Origin of the sequence: Gillisia xinjiangensis (assembly GCF_046298265.1) — a bacterium.
Taxonomy (GTDB): domain Bacteria; phylum Bacteroidota; class Bacteroidia; order Flavobacteriales; family Flavobacteriaceae; genus Gillisia; species Gillisia xinjiangensis.
Window position 1 is genome coordinate 12,679 of the sequence record NZ_JBKAHK010000011.1, and the last position, 15,730, is coordinate 28,408.

Consider the following 15,730-nt stretch of genomic DNA (forward strand, 5'->3'; position numbering starts at 1 on the left):
TACATAATTTTATGTGTCAATATATTGCTGTCATCTTAATAGAATAAAATATCTCACACAGGAAAATGCTTATATGGATGTAACTCTTGAATTATGGGGACAAGTTATGAAAGATGAAAAACAATAAATATCTACTATTGAAAAATTTTCCGCAGAATCACGCAGATTAGCGCTGAATAATTGATTCAAAACAGAAAAATAAACAGATGAAATATATATTAATAGTGCTTGCCTTTTTGGCGATGTCTTGTAATAACAAGGCAGAAGATGCACATGCACATGATGCCGATGGTAGTCACGTTGGGGAAGAAATCCCTCGATTAAACCACACCATCTGGACAGATAAGACTGAACTTTTTGTAGAATTCCCCGCCTTAATAGCAGGCAATTCAAGCAGATTTGCAGCCCATTTTACGGTGCTCGATAAACACCAGCCCGTCCGTGAAGGTTCGGTTACGGTAAGTTTAATTAAAGGGGATAAAGGCATTCGAAATACCGCAGAAGCACCATCATCACCAGGAATATTTTCGCCTACAATTCAACCGAAAGAATCTGGTATTTACCAACTTGTTTTTGAATTGAAAACACCGGAATATTCCGATAAGATAACGATTGATGACGTGACTGTTTATCCGAATGCAGCCGAAGCAATAAAAGCCTTAGGCACTGCCGAAGATGATGGCAGTATCTCCTTCTTAAAGGAACAGGCCTGGAAAATCGATTTTCAAACCGCACCTGTTGTTTCGGGTGAAATTTACGATGTCATCAATACCTCAGGTGTTTGGATGCCATCACCGGGCTCGGTAAAATCCCTAGCAGCAAAATCCAATGGCGTGGTGGATTTTAAAGTGAATAATCTCACGGAAGGCACAGCGGTAAAACAAGGTCAACTGTTGATGAGTTTGAACAGTGAAGGTTTGGTATCCAATAATTTGAGTAACGAAATCGCCAATGCACGTGCCAATTTTAACCAGGCAAAATCTGAATACGAACGTAAAAAAGAACTGTACGAATCTAAAATTGTCCCAAAATCGGAATTTGAGAAAGTGGAGAGCAATTTTGAGATAGCTAAATCAAACTATCAATCATTGACGTCAGGTGTTTCGGGAGGCAGCAAACAGATTCGTGCTCCTTTTGATGGCTTTATCAAATCTATTTCAGTCACCAATGGCGATTATGTAGAGCAGGGCGTGGCATTGGTAGCAATTGGAACACATCAATCCAAAGTACTAAAAACCCAGATAGCACCCAGCTACGGAATTACAATGGAGAATGTGCAGGGTATTTGGTATCAAACAAACGATGGACATTGGGCAAATGTAACAGATGCCGAAGGTGAAATTCTGTCTGTTGGTAAAGATGTAGAGCGTGAAAACCCGCTGATTTCAGTTTTCGCACAAGTAAATGCAGAGGTCGATATGCCGGAAGGAAGTTTAACGCCCGTTCAAATAGCGATGGGCATTGCGACCCAAAACACAATGATTCCTGTTAATGCTTTATTAGAAGATTATGGAAGCTATTCAGTTATTGTGCAACTTTCAGGCGAGAGCTTTGAAAGGCGACCTGTAAAAACAGGGAAGCGCAATGGCGAGAATGTAGAAATACTACAGGGCTTGCAAGTTGGCGAAGTGGTTGTAACTGAAGGAGCATACCAGGTTAAAATGGCTTCCATGTCTGGTTCAACACCTGCACACGGTCACGATCATTAAAAAACGAAGCAAATGTTAAACAAAATATTATCAATTTCACTTCAAAATAGATTGCTTATTCTGTTGGGAGCAGTTGCATTGAGCGTGTTGGGTGTGTATTACGCCAGCACAATGAATGTCGATGTATTCCCAGACCTTACAGCACCAACGGTAACCATTCTTACCGAAGCGCACGGAATGGAATCTGAAGAAGTCGAAAAATTAGTGACCTATCAATTGGAAACGGCCTTAAACGGTTCGCCAAATGTGAGACGGATCCGTTCTTCATCCGCCGCAGGAATTTCCATTGTGTGGGTAGAATTTGAATGGGGAACCGATATTTATCGGGCTCGCCAAATTGTAAGTGAACGCATCCCAATGGTGAGAGAAAATTTGCCAGAAGGTATTGGAGCACCAACAATGGCACCTATTTCATCCATTATGGGCGAAATAATGCTATTGGGTGTGACCTCAGATAGCTTGTCCGCAATGGAATTACGAACCTTATCCGATTGGACTATAAGACCTCGCATAAAAGCGATTGGCGGTATTGCAAATGTGGTGGTCATTGGTGGCGATTATAAGCAATACCAGGTATTTGCCAATCCTGAAAAGATGAAGTATTATGATGTAAGCCTTTCTGAATTGGTAGAACAAGTTAAAGAAGCCAATACAAATGCACCTGGTGGAGTGATCAATCAATATGGCAATCAATACATTATCAAGGGAAGCGGTAGAGCGTATGCTTTGGAGGATTTACAGGAAGCGGTTGTAAAACAAGTCAATGGTCAAACCATTAAAATAAAGGATGTGGCAACTGTCCAAATTGGTGCAGCCGATAAAATTGGGGATGGGTCATTAAATGCAAAACCGGCAGTTATTTTAACCATTTCCAAACAACCCGATGTAAATACGTTGGAACTGACAGATAGATTGGATGAAGCGATTGCCGATTTAGAAAAAACCTTGCCGAAAGGCGTCAATATTAAAAGTCAAATCTTTAGACAGGCCGATTTTATTGATGCTTCCATTAGCAATTTAAATCAAACCTTGTTGGAAGGTGCATTCTTTGTAATGATTGTACTTTTTATCTTTTTGATGAATTGGAGAACGACGCTTATTTCGTTATTGGCAATTCCCATTTCATTATTGGTGTCCATCATCATTTTAAAATGGTTGGGTTATACTATTAATACGATGAGTTTAGGAGGAATGGCTATTGCTATTGGCGCCTTGGTGGATGATGCTATTATCGATGTTGAAAATGTGTATAAACGATTGCGGGAGAACGTCAGAAAACCGAAAGAGGAACGCCAATCAACAATTACGGTTGTTCGTGATGCCTCTGTAGAGATTCGGAGTTCCATCATTATAGCTACCTTAATTATTATCGTGTCGTTTATTCCATTATTCTTTTTAAGCGGAATGGAAGGCCGATTATTGCAGCCCCTGGGGATTGCATTTGTTACATCGGTTTTAACCTCACTGATTGTTGCTGTTACGGTAACACCTATTTTATGTTCCTATTTGCTGAATAATGAAAAACTGCTGAATAAACAGGCAGAAGGAACACTTGTGGAGCGCTGGTTACAGAGACACTATGGTAATCTTTTGGAACGTGCCACACAAATCCCAAAAACAATTATTGGAGTAACCGTCATTGCATTTATCATAAGTCTTATGGTTTTTACGCAATTGGGAAGAAGCTTTTTGCCGGAATTCAATGAAGGCTCTTTGGTGATTAGTGTGGTTGGGCCACCGGGAATGTCATTGGAAGAAAGCAACAAAACAGGAAAATTAATAGAAGAAATTTTATTGGATCTACCCGAAGTGGAAGTCGTGACGCGCAGACAAGGTCGTGCTGAATTAGACGAACACGCGCAAGGCGTCAATGCTTCTGAAATCGATGTTCCTTTTGTTCTCCAAGGCAAGACCAAAGAAGAATTTTTTGAAGAAGTTCGAAATAAATTAAGCATTGCCCCAGGTGTCAATATTACCTTAGGCCAACCCATCGCACACCGTATTGACCATATGCTTTCGGGTACCCGAGCCAATATTGCCATAAAGATTTTCGGTTCAGATCTGCAACAATTGTTTGAAGTAGGAAAAAGCGTAGAACAGAACATAAAGGATATTGATGGATTGGCAGATGTTGCGGTTGACCAGCAGATTGAAGTTCCTCAAATACGCATCAAGCCAAAACGCCAAATTCTATCGGCCTATGGTATGACTGTAGGTAATTTGATGGAACAAGTAGATATTGCCTTTGCAGGGGAAGAAGCCGGAGAGATTTATGAAGGTCAAAAGTACTTTGATTTGATAGTGCGCTACGAAAAACCCTTTCGGGATGATATTGAAACCATCGGTCAAACCTTAATCAGTTTACCAAATGGAGGTCAAACCACTTTGGGGGAATTGGCTACGGTTGCTTCAGTAAGCAGTCCAAATACCATCAATCGTGAGGATGTGCAACGTAAAATTGTTGTTGCTGCCAATGTTCAGGGCAGGGATTTACGTGGTGCCGTAAACGAGATAAAAGAGGTTGTTGCGAACAATGTGAATATGCCAGAAGGCTACCGGGTACAATATGGTGGTCAATTTGAAAGTGAGTCCAAAGCATCACAATTACTTCTAGTAAGTGCATTCCTTGCTATTGGAGTTATTTTTCTATTGCTGTATTATGAATTTAAAAATGTAAAATTGGCTTTTGTTGTTTTGATCAATTTACCATTGGCATTAATCGGTGGTATTTTGATTGTTTATTTTACATCCGGAATCATCAGTATCGCAGTAACAATTGGTTTTATCAGTTTGTTTGGTATCGCAACACGCAACGGTATATTGCTGGTGTCTCGCTATGAAGATTTAAGAAAGGAAGGAATGCAAGGATTTCAATTGATTAAATCCGGAGCCTTAGACAGATTAAATCCAATCTTGATGACAGCTTTTACAACAGGTTTGGCATTAATCCCATTGGCCTTAAAGGGTGGGGAGCCTGGTAGCGAAATACAAAGTCCCATGGCTGTAGTTATATTGGGTGGATTATTAACGGCTACCATATTAAATTTGGTTGTAATTCCCTGTGTGTATCAATTGGTGATTAGAAATAAATAATTTAGATAATCCTTTTAAATTAAAGGAATGGCTGTGTTCAAGGGGACACAGCCATTTTTATAAGTCGCAGCTGTTACATTACTCTCAAATTCGTTAAAATTTACATTGTATTACAGACTTCCCCTAATTAGAACTATTTATCGTCCAAAATTATGTTTTTACACTCTGTATGCGGTACCGCTAGGTATCTGAATTTTTGATTTCCCTTATACTCTTTAGCAGGAAATTTTCATCCCAATGAGTAAGTAAATTCAAATTAAAAATTTTGTACTTATCAGTTATTTTTCCCAGTAATAGCGTGCGATTTGGTTCGTTTTTTCTTTTGTTGTTTTGTTGCTCTATTTCCCAATACAACAATTGGAATATCAAATACGATTCTTTTTATTGGTTTATTCCCATTTAATTCTTTAGAAGTTCCGGCTGCATACCAATAATTCTTAAGAAGCCCTTCCTGTTCAATCATATGGATGTATACTCATTTCTTAAATTATCTTAGAAAGATACATAAACTAAATCATCTTTTCTAAATCAGAAATGCATTAGGCTAAAGGTGGTTTTGATAATTGATATATTATACAAGATGATCAATCGATCTTCACAGTTTCAACTTTTTATACCTTTTAAGGTCTGAAAAAGAAACCCAAAAGTCTTTAGGTAGATTTTTGAAACAACATACGTAAACTCTTTGATCTGGATAAGTCTATAGGTCTTTTGAAAATAAGTTTCATAATTGTATCAGCTATTGCTATGGCTAACAAGGCAAATAAAGGAACAACTAAGATGTCAATAGTATAATGACATGTTGAAGCACGAGCATAATTGCAACCACTATCGCAGAAAGAAAAAGATAGAACCTGACTTTATTAAAAGGTGTTATTAGACTTAATAATATAAGATTGGAAGTATGTCCGGAGTAACCGATTTTGAGTGTCATTTTTAATTTCAATATTATACTCTATCAATCATAGAGATTGTATTGAGTACGCAATGAGCGATAATTAAGGGCCATAAATTCCGACCGAACTTTATATATGCTATTCCCATAATTAAACCAATAATTCCGGCAGTTATTGACCTTGCCGAAAAATCATAGGAATGTCTAAATCCAAAAATTACCGCTTGTAATACTACGGCAATGATTGTTGCAAAAGTTGTTGATGAAAAGAGGCGTTCAATCCAATTCATTAAGAATCCTCTGTCTAATAATTCTTCCAGCGCTGACTCAATTAAAACCATTGGCATAATTGATAAAAAAAGCAACCAATTTCCCTTTAGATCCCCAAATTTTGAAGACGCATTTTCAGATGAACTATCTGGCGTTATTGAAAACGGTAAATTGTCTTTAATAATCTCAAAAGCAACAATAGAAATTATTACGGCTGCAAGTATTATAATAGAAATCCCTAAGGTCTTAAAAGGACTTTTTGGTTTACGTAAACCTAATTCTTTCCAGGTAACATTTCTAACTTTCATCCTCCAGGTTGCAACCCCCAAGGTTGTAAACGACCAAAAAAGGCCATTCGCGAGAAATCCAATTTTTGGAATATAAACCTCTCTAATTAGAAACATTACAGAGATGTAAATAATCAGGTCAATAAGAAATCCTTTATAACTGGTTGGTTTATATTGGGTTGTTGGAATATCGAGATTCATTTTGATTAATTAGCTTTTAGGCTGCATTTTTGTTATAATTCTGGAGCGGGGACACGCTCTCAATAGCTATAGGAAGCGCACATTTAAAACAGTTTAGAAGTTTATTCTCTTTCTTCTTTTTTTCTGGTGAGAACAAAATATATCACATATAACCAACTAAAAAATCCATGTATGATAGCCAATAAAACAGATTTGTTTCTCTCCCAGGAAGTTACCCTTTGTTTGAGTTATGCTATGTTGTTGCGCTTTATCTGATTAAAAAGTCAAATTCAATATGAGTTCCTTGATCATTACGTTCTATCATTGTTCCATTAAGTTGCTGAGTGAGTAATTTCACCAGTTGAGAACCAAAACCAGTACCTTTTGGCGCAAGACCATTTGTTTTCCCAACTCCATTATCTCTTACCATTAATTTTAAATTTTGCTGAGTGTCTTTCTTTAAACTAATTTTAATGATGCCAGGTTGCTGTTTTGGAAAAGCATATTTAAGTGCATTGGTAAGCAACTCGTTTACAATAAGGCCTATGGGAACGGCGGTATCTACATCCAGATCTAAATTATCCATAGCACATTCAATTTTCACTTGATCTTCTGCATTAAAGGTGTCAAGAATACCTTCGCTTAGATTAAGGAAGTAGTCCTTCATTTCAATACTTCCCAGATTTGTACCCTGATATAACTTTTGATGAATGATGCCCATAGACTGCACCCGGTTTTGACTGGCGATCATGGCATCTTTAGTAGCAGGGTCTTCTATTTGGGCCGATTGAAGGGCGATCAGGCTTTTTACCATTTCCAGGTTGTTTTTTACCCGGTGGTGTATCTCTTTCAGCAACAATTCGTTTTCGGCATTCTTAGCTCTTATAATTCTGGTGGCTTTTTTGCTCTTGGAAAAGAAATAAAGCAAAGACAGTAAAAAGACTAGTAAGAGTGAGGCGATAACGATAAATAGCGTTTGGGTCTTACTTTTTTGATCTATCAAAGCGGCTTGAGAAGCCAGAGCCTCATCCTTTTTCTCCGTTTCATATTTGATAGCCATCTCAGATTCAATATTTTCAATCTTACCTTCCAGTAAATTTTTAGAATTGGTGTAGGCTTTGTCTTTATAAAACAAGGCATTTTCATAATCATCTAATTGGATATAGGCTTCTGCCAAATCTAAATAGGGTTGAATAATTCCATTTTGTTCTTTATCTTCATAAGCGTTCACGCCGGCTAAAAGATGATCTAAAGCCTGCTCGTAATTTTTTTGTAAAAGGTAAATTTGACCGATTTCTGTTCTGTAGGTGGCACAACGTTCTTCACCTACATGCTTTTTGCACAATTCCCATGCTGCCAGATAATCCTTTAGGGCATTATCATAATCTTTGGCCTTTGTATAGACTTGCCCACGATAGGAGTATGCTCGAACAGGGATGAAAATTTGCTCCGGCACTTTTGTTCTAACAATTTCCAGGCAATCCTCGGTTGCTTTATATGCTTTTTCATATTCACCCAGTTCTCCATACCCAATTATGAAATTGAATTGTGCGATGGCTAAACCATCATAATTTTCGGTTTTCTCTAATAAAGGAATCGCCTGATTGGTGTAGTATATGCATTTCTCATAATCTTCCATCACCCGAAATTTGACTCCTAAAGTACGATAAGCGCTGCCCAGGCCGGAATCGTCATTTAAGTCTTCGTACAACTCAATAGACTTGAACAACACCTCTTGTGCTTTGTCTAATTGACCGGTATTTAAGTAATCTATGGAAAGAGATCTGTAAGTATCTGCAATTTTTTTTTGGTCGTCCCCTTTCAAATGGAATGCTAAAGCCTTTTCAGCATGATAAACCACAGAGTCCGGTGAAAACAACCCGTTATAAGCGTGCCATTTAGCTAAGGATTCATGGATTTGGGCAATTATACTGTCATTTTCTGTTTTTAAACTTCGTTTTAAAGTTTTTAGACCTATAGCATGAAATTCGTCTAAATTCTCTGCTGTGGTGCTGTTAGCCCGCATCCATGACAAGATTGAATCTACAGGTTGGTTATTAAGGTCTTTCTCGCTTAAAATTTCAGATTGTGAAAAACAGAATCCGAAAAAAAAACAAAACAGTAAAATTGCGGAAAATATTTTAAGCATATATCTGGAAAACTGGTTGTAAAAATTCTTATGAAAGTAATAAATATACAGAAATTACTTAAAAAAATATATTGAATATCGTTATAAGTTCCTGAAGACCAAATTATTTCAAATAGGTGTTCCAGTGCTTAACGGAAATTTTATAATTTCTGACAATGATGCTTTTTTGACTTATTTTTTCAAAACAAAAAAAAGTTCACACGAAAGTGTGAACTTTCTGCTCTATAAGGCTCGGAAGTAGGGGGTGATGCTTAAAATAGTATTCTAACTATAATTGCCCTTTCCCTTATTCTATTGGTATAAGTTTGCTCTAGCCTCCTTTAAGGAACAGATATGAGATGAATATACAATTCAACACCAGCGAAACAATAAACATAATCACCGCCCATTTTGGATAGATCTTGGCCTGCTTCAATGAATTCACGAATTTGTTGTAGGTCCCCTGCACCTCTGCATGCTGGTTTTTTATAACCTTTTCGTGATTTGACAGCACCGACTTCAATTCGGTCACGTCAATGGTGATCTTTGCATCCTGGACTTTTTCCAGTCGTTTTACCGCCTCTTCAAAATCCCTGATCTCTGAGACCAGCAGTTCGGATAATTCTTCAAGTTTTGCCATAATTACATTTTTTAGTACCCGAATCCCCGGGTGATTGTTCTTTTAATTGCCTGTTTTAAAATATTCAATGCTACATTTGTTGATAAGCGTACCACCTTGTCTCCGATGTTCATATGGGAGTTGCTCCTTACAAATGCTTTTTCCCCCATTGTGGCAGCCATTTCCTTTCTGATATTACCGATGCTCATCGAGCGGTCGATCGCACTCCCTTTAAGGTCGAACCCGTCAAAATGAAATCGGAAACCCTGCAACCTTTCTGCTTTGTTGATAATGGGAACCACCACCACCTTGTTAACCCTCATCGCTTCGATATATTCCTTAAATGTTTTGGGATGGAACTGTTTCATCGTCAGGTCGTGGCGACGTTTTATTTCAGTTCGGATTTCCCTTAGGTTGAAATCCTTTTCCATTTGTACCATTTTTACGGTGGTAAGCTTCATTTGTTCCGTAACTTTTTCAGCAGCCTGCTGGCTTTTCTTGCCTATAAAGCTGTCGTTAAAGGCAACCCCTTTAAAATCGATCCGGTTCACGTACAGGTGAACATGTGTATGTTCCTTGTCCCGGTGAACAAAGGCAATCGCCTGGCGTTCTCCTAATTTCATCTCCTTTGAAAACCGTTCGCATAGTTCCTTCATGTCTTTTGGTTTTAGGGATTTGCCATCTTCAATGGTTGGACTAAGCACGAAGGCCAGGGTGTTTTTCTGGCAATTGTGTTTCATATCCTGTATAAAGCGGAATTCCGAGTTGATCTCAGCAGGATTTTCCCCTACCAGGTGCTGCCGGTAAACAACTTCAGCATCTTTTTCTTGATTCCAGCCATACTTGATTGATGCCCTGGTATGCGCAATGGCTTTTCCTTTCCCGATCATTTGTTTATTTTTTGAAGGTGAATATTAATTTCATCTGCCAGGGTATAAACCGCTTTTGAAAGCCTGGGGTCTTTCTTCCGGAACATATTCCCGATCGATTTAAAATTGTTGTGGAACTTCATCAGGGATTTATAGATTTCCCAGTGCTCATCAGACAGGCGTTCCTTTATATCTTTTTCTCCGGCAACCTGTCTGCAGTATTCACTAAGGGACAAACCGCTTCTTTTCGCCTTGACCTGCAACAGCTTTTTCTCATAGACGGAACACCTGAATTTCACCAATTCCCTTTTAGCCTTAAACACCTCTTTTTTCTTGCGACCACCGGGAGCAGTTTTTGTGTCCACAGACACACATCTTGCAATTTGATCCGCGAAAAGTGCTGGATCTTCAGGTAGTCTTACCTGCAGCTCATCCATAGAAATGGAATCCCGATCCATCAGCACTTTAACTGGAATCTCTAAATGATTCTTAGCTTTTTGTTCTCTTAAAATTTCCTTATTTTTCATGGTTCAGTTTTTCGTTCAGGTCCTTGAAATTTTTATAAGAAGTGCGCTTATCGGTGATATTCTCAAACCGGGTTAAAAGTTCCCGGGTTGCACTATCACCAGCAGAATCATTGTCCAGATAAAGAAATACCTGGTCGTACTCCGGGATATGAGTTTGGATTTTAGCCAGGAATGCAACCGAGTTAAGGATAATCACATCCGAGGTATCCATAAGCTCTTTCTCCAGGACAGCCAGGGAAAGAAGGTCAAACATCCCCTCGGTGACCAACAACTTGCATGATCCATTTTTGAGATGGGTATAGGATTTCGGGGAGCAGGAACCCTTGAAATACTTGTTCCGCAGTTCCCATCCACCCAGATGATTTTGCACCCCCAGTGAGAAGAATTCCCTCCCCTGGAAACCATACCTGATTTCCTTGCAATACGCATTACCTACTGCTAGCGGAATGCCCCTGGATCTCAAATACTCGCTCAGGGCCGGATGCGAAATGCCTTGAACCTGTACCATGTCGATTACAGCAGTTTTGTTTTTTTTAGCTACAGGGATTTCCGGGCTAAAAGAAAAAGAAATGCCTGGATCAGAAAGGAAATCTTCAGCATCCTGAAAAGAACAGTTCTCCAGAAGCATCACCAGATCGATCACATTACCACCTTTTCCTGTTCCGAAATCATACCACAGGTTTTTAATTAAAGAAACATTGAAAGAGGCTTGGGTTTCTGACCGAAGGGGACTCAGAAACCAAGCTTCTTTCTCCGATTCCCTGGTGGGGTAGTGCCCTAGTTTTGCAAGGGTTTTTACGATGCAAATAGTACGGGCACTACTCCACGATTGTTGTTTTAAGTTCATAATTCAAAATTTAAGTTACCTTCTTACCTAAGGCCGTCCTTGCTGGTTTAACAGGGCGGTAAGTACCCTTTTTGATCTTACCTAACTTACCTAATCAGGTAGGTTAGGTAAGAATGTTTTTTTTGTTCTTACCTTGTCTATTGGCCCAATTCCAGAGGCTTGAGGGGGTAATAGGTAAGTAGGTAAGAATATTTTTATTTTTTTATTTTTTTTATTTGAAGCATCAGGGGATTTCCCAGGGATTGGATTTGAACAATGGCTTGACCAAATACCCATACACTTGTCGGCCCGGATCTTTCACCCTTTGAAAACCCCTGGAGGTTAATGCCTTTCCCATACTTATGATATTCAGCCTCGGATTAATACAGCTTATTAGGATTATTACCTCGGAAGCAGTCAGGAAGTCTGAGGGATCAACACTTACCTCAAAATATTTTGAGACCAGCTCTTCCTCCATTGTGGGTTCCTGGTAGTTTTTGTTCCTTTCATCATTTTCAATAATATCCTCAACACTTAGTTCCGGGCAGAAATCCATATCCCGGTATGCCAAATGATACGCCTGGGCCCATACTTTATTAATGTCAATTTTGTGGGAATAGTTGAAATCGATTTTCCCTGTGAGTTCAAAACACAACCAACGAACGGAACCTGTCTCATCATTCAAAAAGGTGCCACGGTTGGTAGAACCGATAAAACTGCAGGTCCTTTGCAGGGTTGAATTTTTCCGGTCATAGGGCAGTCGTTCGTTGATCATGGTTTTAGAGAAATAAGCCTTCAGGGCATTTATTTCTTTTTTGGCCAGGACAGAAAGTTCATCCAGGTTGATCAGGAAATTTCGGGTGAGCTGGATCCTGGCATCTTTATCCGTGGCCATATCCTCGGCAAAATACCTGGACAGGGCAGGGGGGCAGAGGAAGCGGCACCAGGTTGATTTTCCCGAGTTCTGTTCCGCATGCACCAGGACCAGGCATTGCTTGTTGAAATAGTTTTCTTCCAGGGCACCTTTCAAAGTGCGCACGAGCCATTTTCTGAAATGGTATACAAAAAGGACCGGTTCCTTCAAGGGGAGATACGAAGCAAGATCCCTGATATGATCCTCTCCATCCCAGTCGGGGAGGTTACTGAAATATTCCTCTATCGGATTATACCTCAGAACAAGGTGGGACTTAAGGAATATATCGAGTTTAGCGGGAGTTACTACCAAACTGTTTTGTGCCAATTCAACTAAAAATGATTGGCTCTCGAACTCTTCCCAATTGTTCTGGTCCTTGAAGGAAATCTGGAAATCCTGTGAGATCTGGTCGTAACGGATATCATACTTACGCCCTGCATAGCGCTGGATATAATCATAGATACTCTTTTTCTTCTCTTCTGAAACCTGGTAAAGCGGTCGATGCTGTGCTTTCATAACAAAAAGGTTTTATTATCTTGATTTTCCTTTGCGAAAGACATAGTTCAATGCTTCGTTATCAATTTCAGCCCGGGATTTGCTTGGCTGGGAGAGTAACCACTGGTCCAGCTTTTCCTTATCAAAGTAGATGAGTTTTCCCCTGGGTTTTGAAAACGGGATCTCTCCCCTTGCAGTTAACTTGTACATATAGCCTCGGGAAATTCCTGTGTATTCACAGGCCTCATCAAGGGTTAATACCTTTTTGTTTGCCTGGATCATTTTTTCAATACGGTCCAGTTGTTCTAAAATTTTTAGTTTTTTCATTTCGAAAGTTTTTAAAGTTTAGCAAAAAACAATAGCGCCTTTGCTGGGTTAATTTTCGACTAAACTAGGAAGGGAAAAGAGCAGGAAGTCGTACAAGGAATACCAGGTATCATTATTCCTTTTTTAGGTATGTATTCTTTTAGGAATCCTTGCTTTTAGCTTAAAGTTTTGAGTACTATAAATTCCGGGAGTTTTTATAATTCGCGATTCGCGAATCGCGAATTATTTTGTATATTTGGAACCATTATAAGAATAGTATGAAAAAGCACAGTGGAATGAGACCCCATGACGTTGTAGTTTTGTTGAAAATTGCGGCAAAACAAGGAACCAGCTGGTACATGAAAGATCTGGCTTACGAACTGGGAATAAGTGGCAGCGAGGTAAGCGAAAGCATAAACCGTTCAGTAATAGCAGGGCTTATATTTGGAGATAAAAAAAGGTTGATGAAATCTGCTCTATTGGATTTTCTCAAATCCGGGTTACCTTATGTTTACCCGCAACAACCTGGTTCTTTAGTGCGAGGAATGCCAACTGCACACTCTGCAGCACCACTAAATAAAATAATTCAAAGTGAAGAACCTTACGTTTGGCCATATTCCAAAGGAACAGTAAGAGGTCAGGCGGTAGAACCTCTTCATGTAAATGTTCCGGAAGCTTGCCTAAAGGATAGATTATTCTATGAATATATGGTGCTTTGTGAAGCCATACGTTTGGGAAAAGTCCGGGAAAAAAATATTGCACTTGAAGAACTAGAAAAAAGATTGGGTTGAAAAAAATATTATAAACAGAAGAGCCACCAAACGTGTAGCTGATGCACTGGGGGAATTAAATGATAAGGTAGTTTTTGTAGGGGGAGCTATGATTAGCCTATACATTGATGACCCAGCAGCTGAAGATGTGCGGCCCACAAAAGATATCGACATTACTTTTAAGATTGTAAGTGTTGGAGAATTGGAAGAATTACGAGAAATTTTGACAAGCAGCGGTTTTTCTCAATCTTCGGAAGATGATGTTATCTGTAGGTTTCGATTACAGGATATTAAAGTGGACGTAATGTCTACTAAAGAGGTAGGCTGGGCTCCGGCTAACCCCTGGTTTGAACCTGGATTTGAAAAGGCTATTCCTGTTCAGGTTGAAGATAAAATAATAAAAATACTTCCCTTGAGATATTTCCTGGCTACAAAATTTTCAGCTTTTACTGCCAGAGGAGGCCGTGACCCCAGGATGAGTCATGATTTTGAAGATATTGTTTACTTATTAAATTACACCTTAAATTTTAAAGAGGAAATAATAAGTTCACCTGATGAAGAGGTTAAAGAATATCTCATAGAATCATTCCGGAAAATTTTACAAGATGATAAGTTACAGGAAGCCATTATTGGCAATTTATACTTTGAAGATCAAATGGCCAGGTTTGAAAGAATTATAGAAGAACTTAAAATCATCGTCAGTTAGATCTCCGGTGATTAGATCATCCTAACTCATCAAAGAAGATGAGGTGCTATGGCAATTTCACAAAACTACTTCAGGTAGAATATAATATTTTTGCATTTGAATATTTGTTCATAATCTTAAACTGTTCACGAATCGTGAACAAGATAAAAACGTGAACATTGGATACTGAAATTATACATGTAGCTTAAGTAAACCTTGGAGATCCTGTCCATTTATATGGAAAGTCTTTAAGTCCTTTAACAACAACGATTAAAGTCCTTGATCTTTTTTGTAAAAGAAACTACTGTTCCAAAATAAATTTTTCCTGATCCAGTCCTTTTTTATAATTATGAAGCAAATTAATAAGTTTTAAAATACCTTCCTCGTCAATTGCTGAAATATTGAAGTTTATTTTTTGAGAATTATACCTTTTTCGGCTACCACTTTTCTTTATGAGTTCCTCTAAACCCTCCGGGATAAAGAATTGGCTTTTAACAGAAAAGTGCTTTTTGTATTCATTGAGGTAAATCCCAATTCCGGACATATCGAAGTCGCCAAAATGCAGGTAATTATTAGGAATGGAGCTTATCCATTTGATTAAATCTTTACTTTGGTTCTGAGGGTAGCGGCTTATGAATAGTGGCTGGATATCCTTGAACAAATAAGCTTGTTCTTTTAATTTTCTAAAATTTTCTGAATTTTCGACACCTACGATCGTTACCTCAGAGGCCGGAATAAACCTTTCAAAATCATAGATAAAATGAAATAGGCCCTCTTTGGGTTCAATGGTAATAGCTTCACCATTTAATTTTGCAGAAATGGGGGAGAGGCAATTAATTAAAAACCCCTTAAATGTACGTACGTTCTTTAATTTAGAGTCTCCCGTTATATCTACTAGAGATGCTCGGGAAGTTTCATCTTCCTCTAATGCTGCAACATAAGCTTTGAGGTCTTTAATTGTAAACCTATTATATAGGTGTAAAGCTAAATTGTCCGCACTATTTAATCCTATGGTTTTTCTTGTTTTTCCAGTTCGGAATAGGATATGTTCCTGTATCAGCTCTTCAAATACCGGGTGTTTCGCGGCACTTCCCGGCAGGGTTTTCCCGTCTGATAATTTTAAAAGCGCTTTTGCAATACTAAGAGGAAGTTTCATTG

The 15,730-nt window shown here is 38.6% G+C and carries 14 protein-coding genes; 4 read left to right on the forward strand and 10 right to left on the reverse strand.

What is annotated here, in order from left to right:
• Positions 1–206: 206 nt before the first annotated feature.
• Positions 207–1,709: an efflux RND transporter periplasmic adaptor subunit gene (locus ACKGJN_RS15645; protein ID WP_409540498.1), complete on the forward strand. Its 1,503-nt coding sequence runs from the start codon at positions 207–209 to the stop codon at positions 1,707–1,709.
• 12 nt (positions 1,710–1,721) lie between these two features.
• Entirely contained in the window at positions 1,722–4,802 is a 3,081-nt protein-coding gene (locus tag ACKGJN_RS15650; protein WP_409540499.1) for an efflux RND transporter permease subunit, read from the forward strand.
• A 274-nt stretch (positions 4,803–5,076) separates the two neighbouring features.
• Here ACKGJN_RS15650 and ACKGJN_RS15655 read toward each other — a convergent pair whose 3' ends face one another.
• The 9 genes from ACKGJN_RS15655 to ACKGJN_RS15695 all read right to left on the reverse strand — a co-directional run bounded on the left by ACKGJN_RS15655 (position 5,077) and on the right by ACKGJN_RS15695 (position 13,138).
• Positions 5,077–5,265: a Rieske (2Fe-2S) protein gene (locus ACKGJN_RS15655; protein ID WP_409540500.1), complete on the reverse strand. Its 189-nt coding sequence runs from the start codon at positions 5,263–5,265 to the stop codon at positions 5,077–5,079.
• 485 nt (positions 5,266–5,750) lie between these two features.
• Entirely contained in the window at positions 5,751–6,455 is a 705-nt protein-coding gene (locus ACKGJN_RS15660; protein ID WP_409540501.1) for a CPBP family intramembrane glutamic endopeptidase, read from the reverse strand.
• A 247-nt stretch (positions 6,456–6,702) separates the two neighbouring features.
• Positions 6,703–8,460 carry a sensor histidine kinase gene (locus tag ACKGJN_RS15665; protein WP_409540502.1) on the reverse strand — a complete coding sequence of 586 codons (1,758 nt, stop codon included), beginning with the start codon at positions 8,458–8,460 and terminating at the stop codon, positions 6,703–6,705.
• A gap of 433 nt (positions 8,461–8,893) precedes the next feature.
• Positions 8,894–9,202, reverse strand: coding sequence for a DUF6730 family protein (locus ACKGJN_RS15670; RefSeq protein ID WP_409540503.1), 309 nt, complete (start codon positions 9,200–9,202; stop codon positions 8,894–8,896).
• Between the two features lie 11 nt (positions 9,203–9,213).
• Positions 9,214–10,071, reverse strand: coding sequence for a relaxase/mobilization nuclease domain-containing protein (locus ACKGJN_RS15675; RefSeq protein ID WP_409540504.1), 858 nt, complete (start codon positions 10,069–10,071; stop codon positions 9,214–9,216).
• On the reverse strand, positions 10,068–10,577 hold the full coding sequence (gene mbpA / locus ACKGJN_RS15680) for a mobilization protein MbpA (RefSeq protein WP_409540505.1): 510 nt from the start codon (positions 10,575–10,577) through the stop codon (positions 10,068–10,070). Before mbpA ends, ACKGJN_RS15675 begins: the two co-directional genes overlap by 4 nt.
• Positions 10,567–11,424 (reverse strand): toprim domain-containing protein, encoded by an 858-nt coding sequence (locus tag ACKGJN_RS15685; RefSeq protein ID WP_409540506.1) that lies wholly within the window; start codon positions 11,422–11,424, stop codon positions 10,567–10,569. The genes mbpA and ACKGJN_RS15685 overlap by 11 nt, the downstream gene beginning before the upstream one ends.
• A 223-nt stretch (positions 11,425–11,647) precedes the next feature.
• Positions 11,648–12,832: a VapE domain-containing protein gene (locus ACKGJN_RS15690; protein ID WP_409540507.1), complete on the reverse strand. Its 1,185-nt coding sequence runs from the start codon at positions 12,830–12,832 to the stop codon at positions 11,648–11,650.
• A 15-nt stretch (positions 12,833–12,847) separates the two neighbouring features.
• The gene (locus tag ACKGJN_RS15695) at positions 12,848–13,138 is read right to left on the reverse strand and encodes a helix-turn-helix transcriptional regulator (RefSeq protein ID WP_409540508.1); all 291 of its coding nucleotides are present in this window, start codon (positions 13,136–13,138) and stop codon (positions 12,848–12,850) included.
• 275 nt (positions 13,139–13,413) lie between these two features.
• On the opposite strand from ACKGJN_RS15695, the gene ACKGJN_RS15700 reads away from it, so the two are divergent.
• Positions 13,414–13,908: a hypothetical protein gene (locus ACKGJN_RS15700; RefSeq protein ID WP_409540509.1), complete on the forward strand. Its 495-nt coding sequence runs from the start codon at positions 13,414–13,416 to the stop codon at positions 13,906–13,908.
• Between the two features lie 46 nt (positions 13,909–13,954).
• The gene (locus tag ACKGJN_RS15705; RefSeq protein ID WP_409540560.1) at positions 13,955–14,593 is read left to right on the forward strand and encodes a nucleotidyl transferase AbiEii/AbiGii toxin family protein; all 639 of its coding nucleotides are present in this window, start codon (positions 13,955–13,957) and stop codon (positions 14,591–14,593) included.
• A gap of 280 nt (positions 14,594–14,873) precedes the next feature.
• Here the strand turns inward: ACKGJN_RS15705 and ACKGJN_RS15710 are convergent, their stop codons facing one another.
• On the reverse strand, positions 14,874–15,728 hold the full coding sequence (locus ACKGJN_RS15710) for a DUF7281 domain-containing protein (protein ID WP_409540510.1): 855 nt from the start codon (positions 15,726–15,728) through the stop codon (positions 14,874–14,876).
• Positions 15,729–15,730: the final 2 nt, after the last annotated feature.

Excerpts from the sequence above, each read along its gene's own strand:
- ACKGJN_RS15645 (WP_409540498.1), top strand. The coding sequence starts at position 207 with ATGAAATATATATTAATAGTGCTTGCCTTTTTGGCGATGTCTTGTAAT.
- ACKGJN_RS15650 (WP_409540499.1), top strand. The coding sequence starts at position 1,722 with ATGTTAAACAAAATATTATCAATTTCACTTCAAAATAGATTGCTTATT.
- ACKGJN_RS15655 (WP_409540500.1), bottom strand. The coding sequence starts at position 5,265 with ATGATTGAACAGGAAGGGCTTCTTAAGAATTATTGGTATGCAGCCGGA.
- ACKGJN_RS15660 (WP_409540501.1), bottom strand. The coding sequence starts at position 6,455 with ATGAATCTCGATATTCCAACAACCCAATATAAACCAACCAGTTATAAA.
- ACKGJN_RS15665 (WP_409540502.1), bottom strand. The coding sequence starts at position 8,460 with ATGCGGGCTAACAGCACCACAGCAGAGAATTTAGACGAATTTCATGCT.
- ACKGJN_RS15670 (WP_409540503.1), bottom strand. The coding sequence starts at position 9,202 with ATGGCAAAACTTGAAGAATTATCCGAACTGCTGGTCTCAGAGATCAGG.
- ACKGJN_RS15675 (WP_409540504.1), bottom strand. The coding sequence starts at position 10,071 with ATGATCGGGAAAGGAAAAGCCATTGCGCATACCAGGGCATCAATCAAG.
- mbpA (WP_409540505.1), bottom strand. The coding sequence starts at position 10,577 with ATGAAAAATAAGGAAATTTTAAGAGAACAAAAAGCTAAGAATCATTTA.
- ACKGJN_RS15685 (WP_409540506.1), bottom strand. The coding sequence starts at position 11,424 with ATGAACTTAAAACAACAATCGTGGAGTAGTGCCCGTACTATTTGCATC.
- ACKGJN_RS15690 (WP_409540507.1), bottom strand. The coding sequence starts at position 12,832 with ATGAAAGCACAGCATCGACCGCTTTACCAGGTTTCAGAAGAGAAGAAA.
- ACKGJN_RS15695 (WP_409540508.1), bottom strand. The coding sequence starts at position 13,138 with ATGAAAAAACTAAAAATTTTAGAACAACTGGACCGTATTGAAAAAATG.
- ACKGJN_RS15700 (WP_409540509.1), top strand. The coding sequence starts at position 13,414 with ATGAGACCCCATGACGTTGTAGTTTTGTTGAAAATTGCGGCAAAACAA.
- ACKGJN_RS15710 (WP_409540510.1), bottom strand. The coding sequence starts at position 15,728 with ATGAAACTTCCTCTTAGTATTGCAAAAGCGCTTTTAAAATTATCAGAC.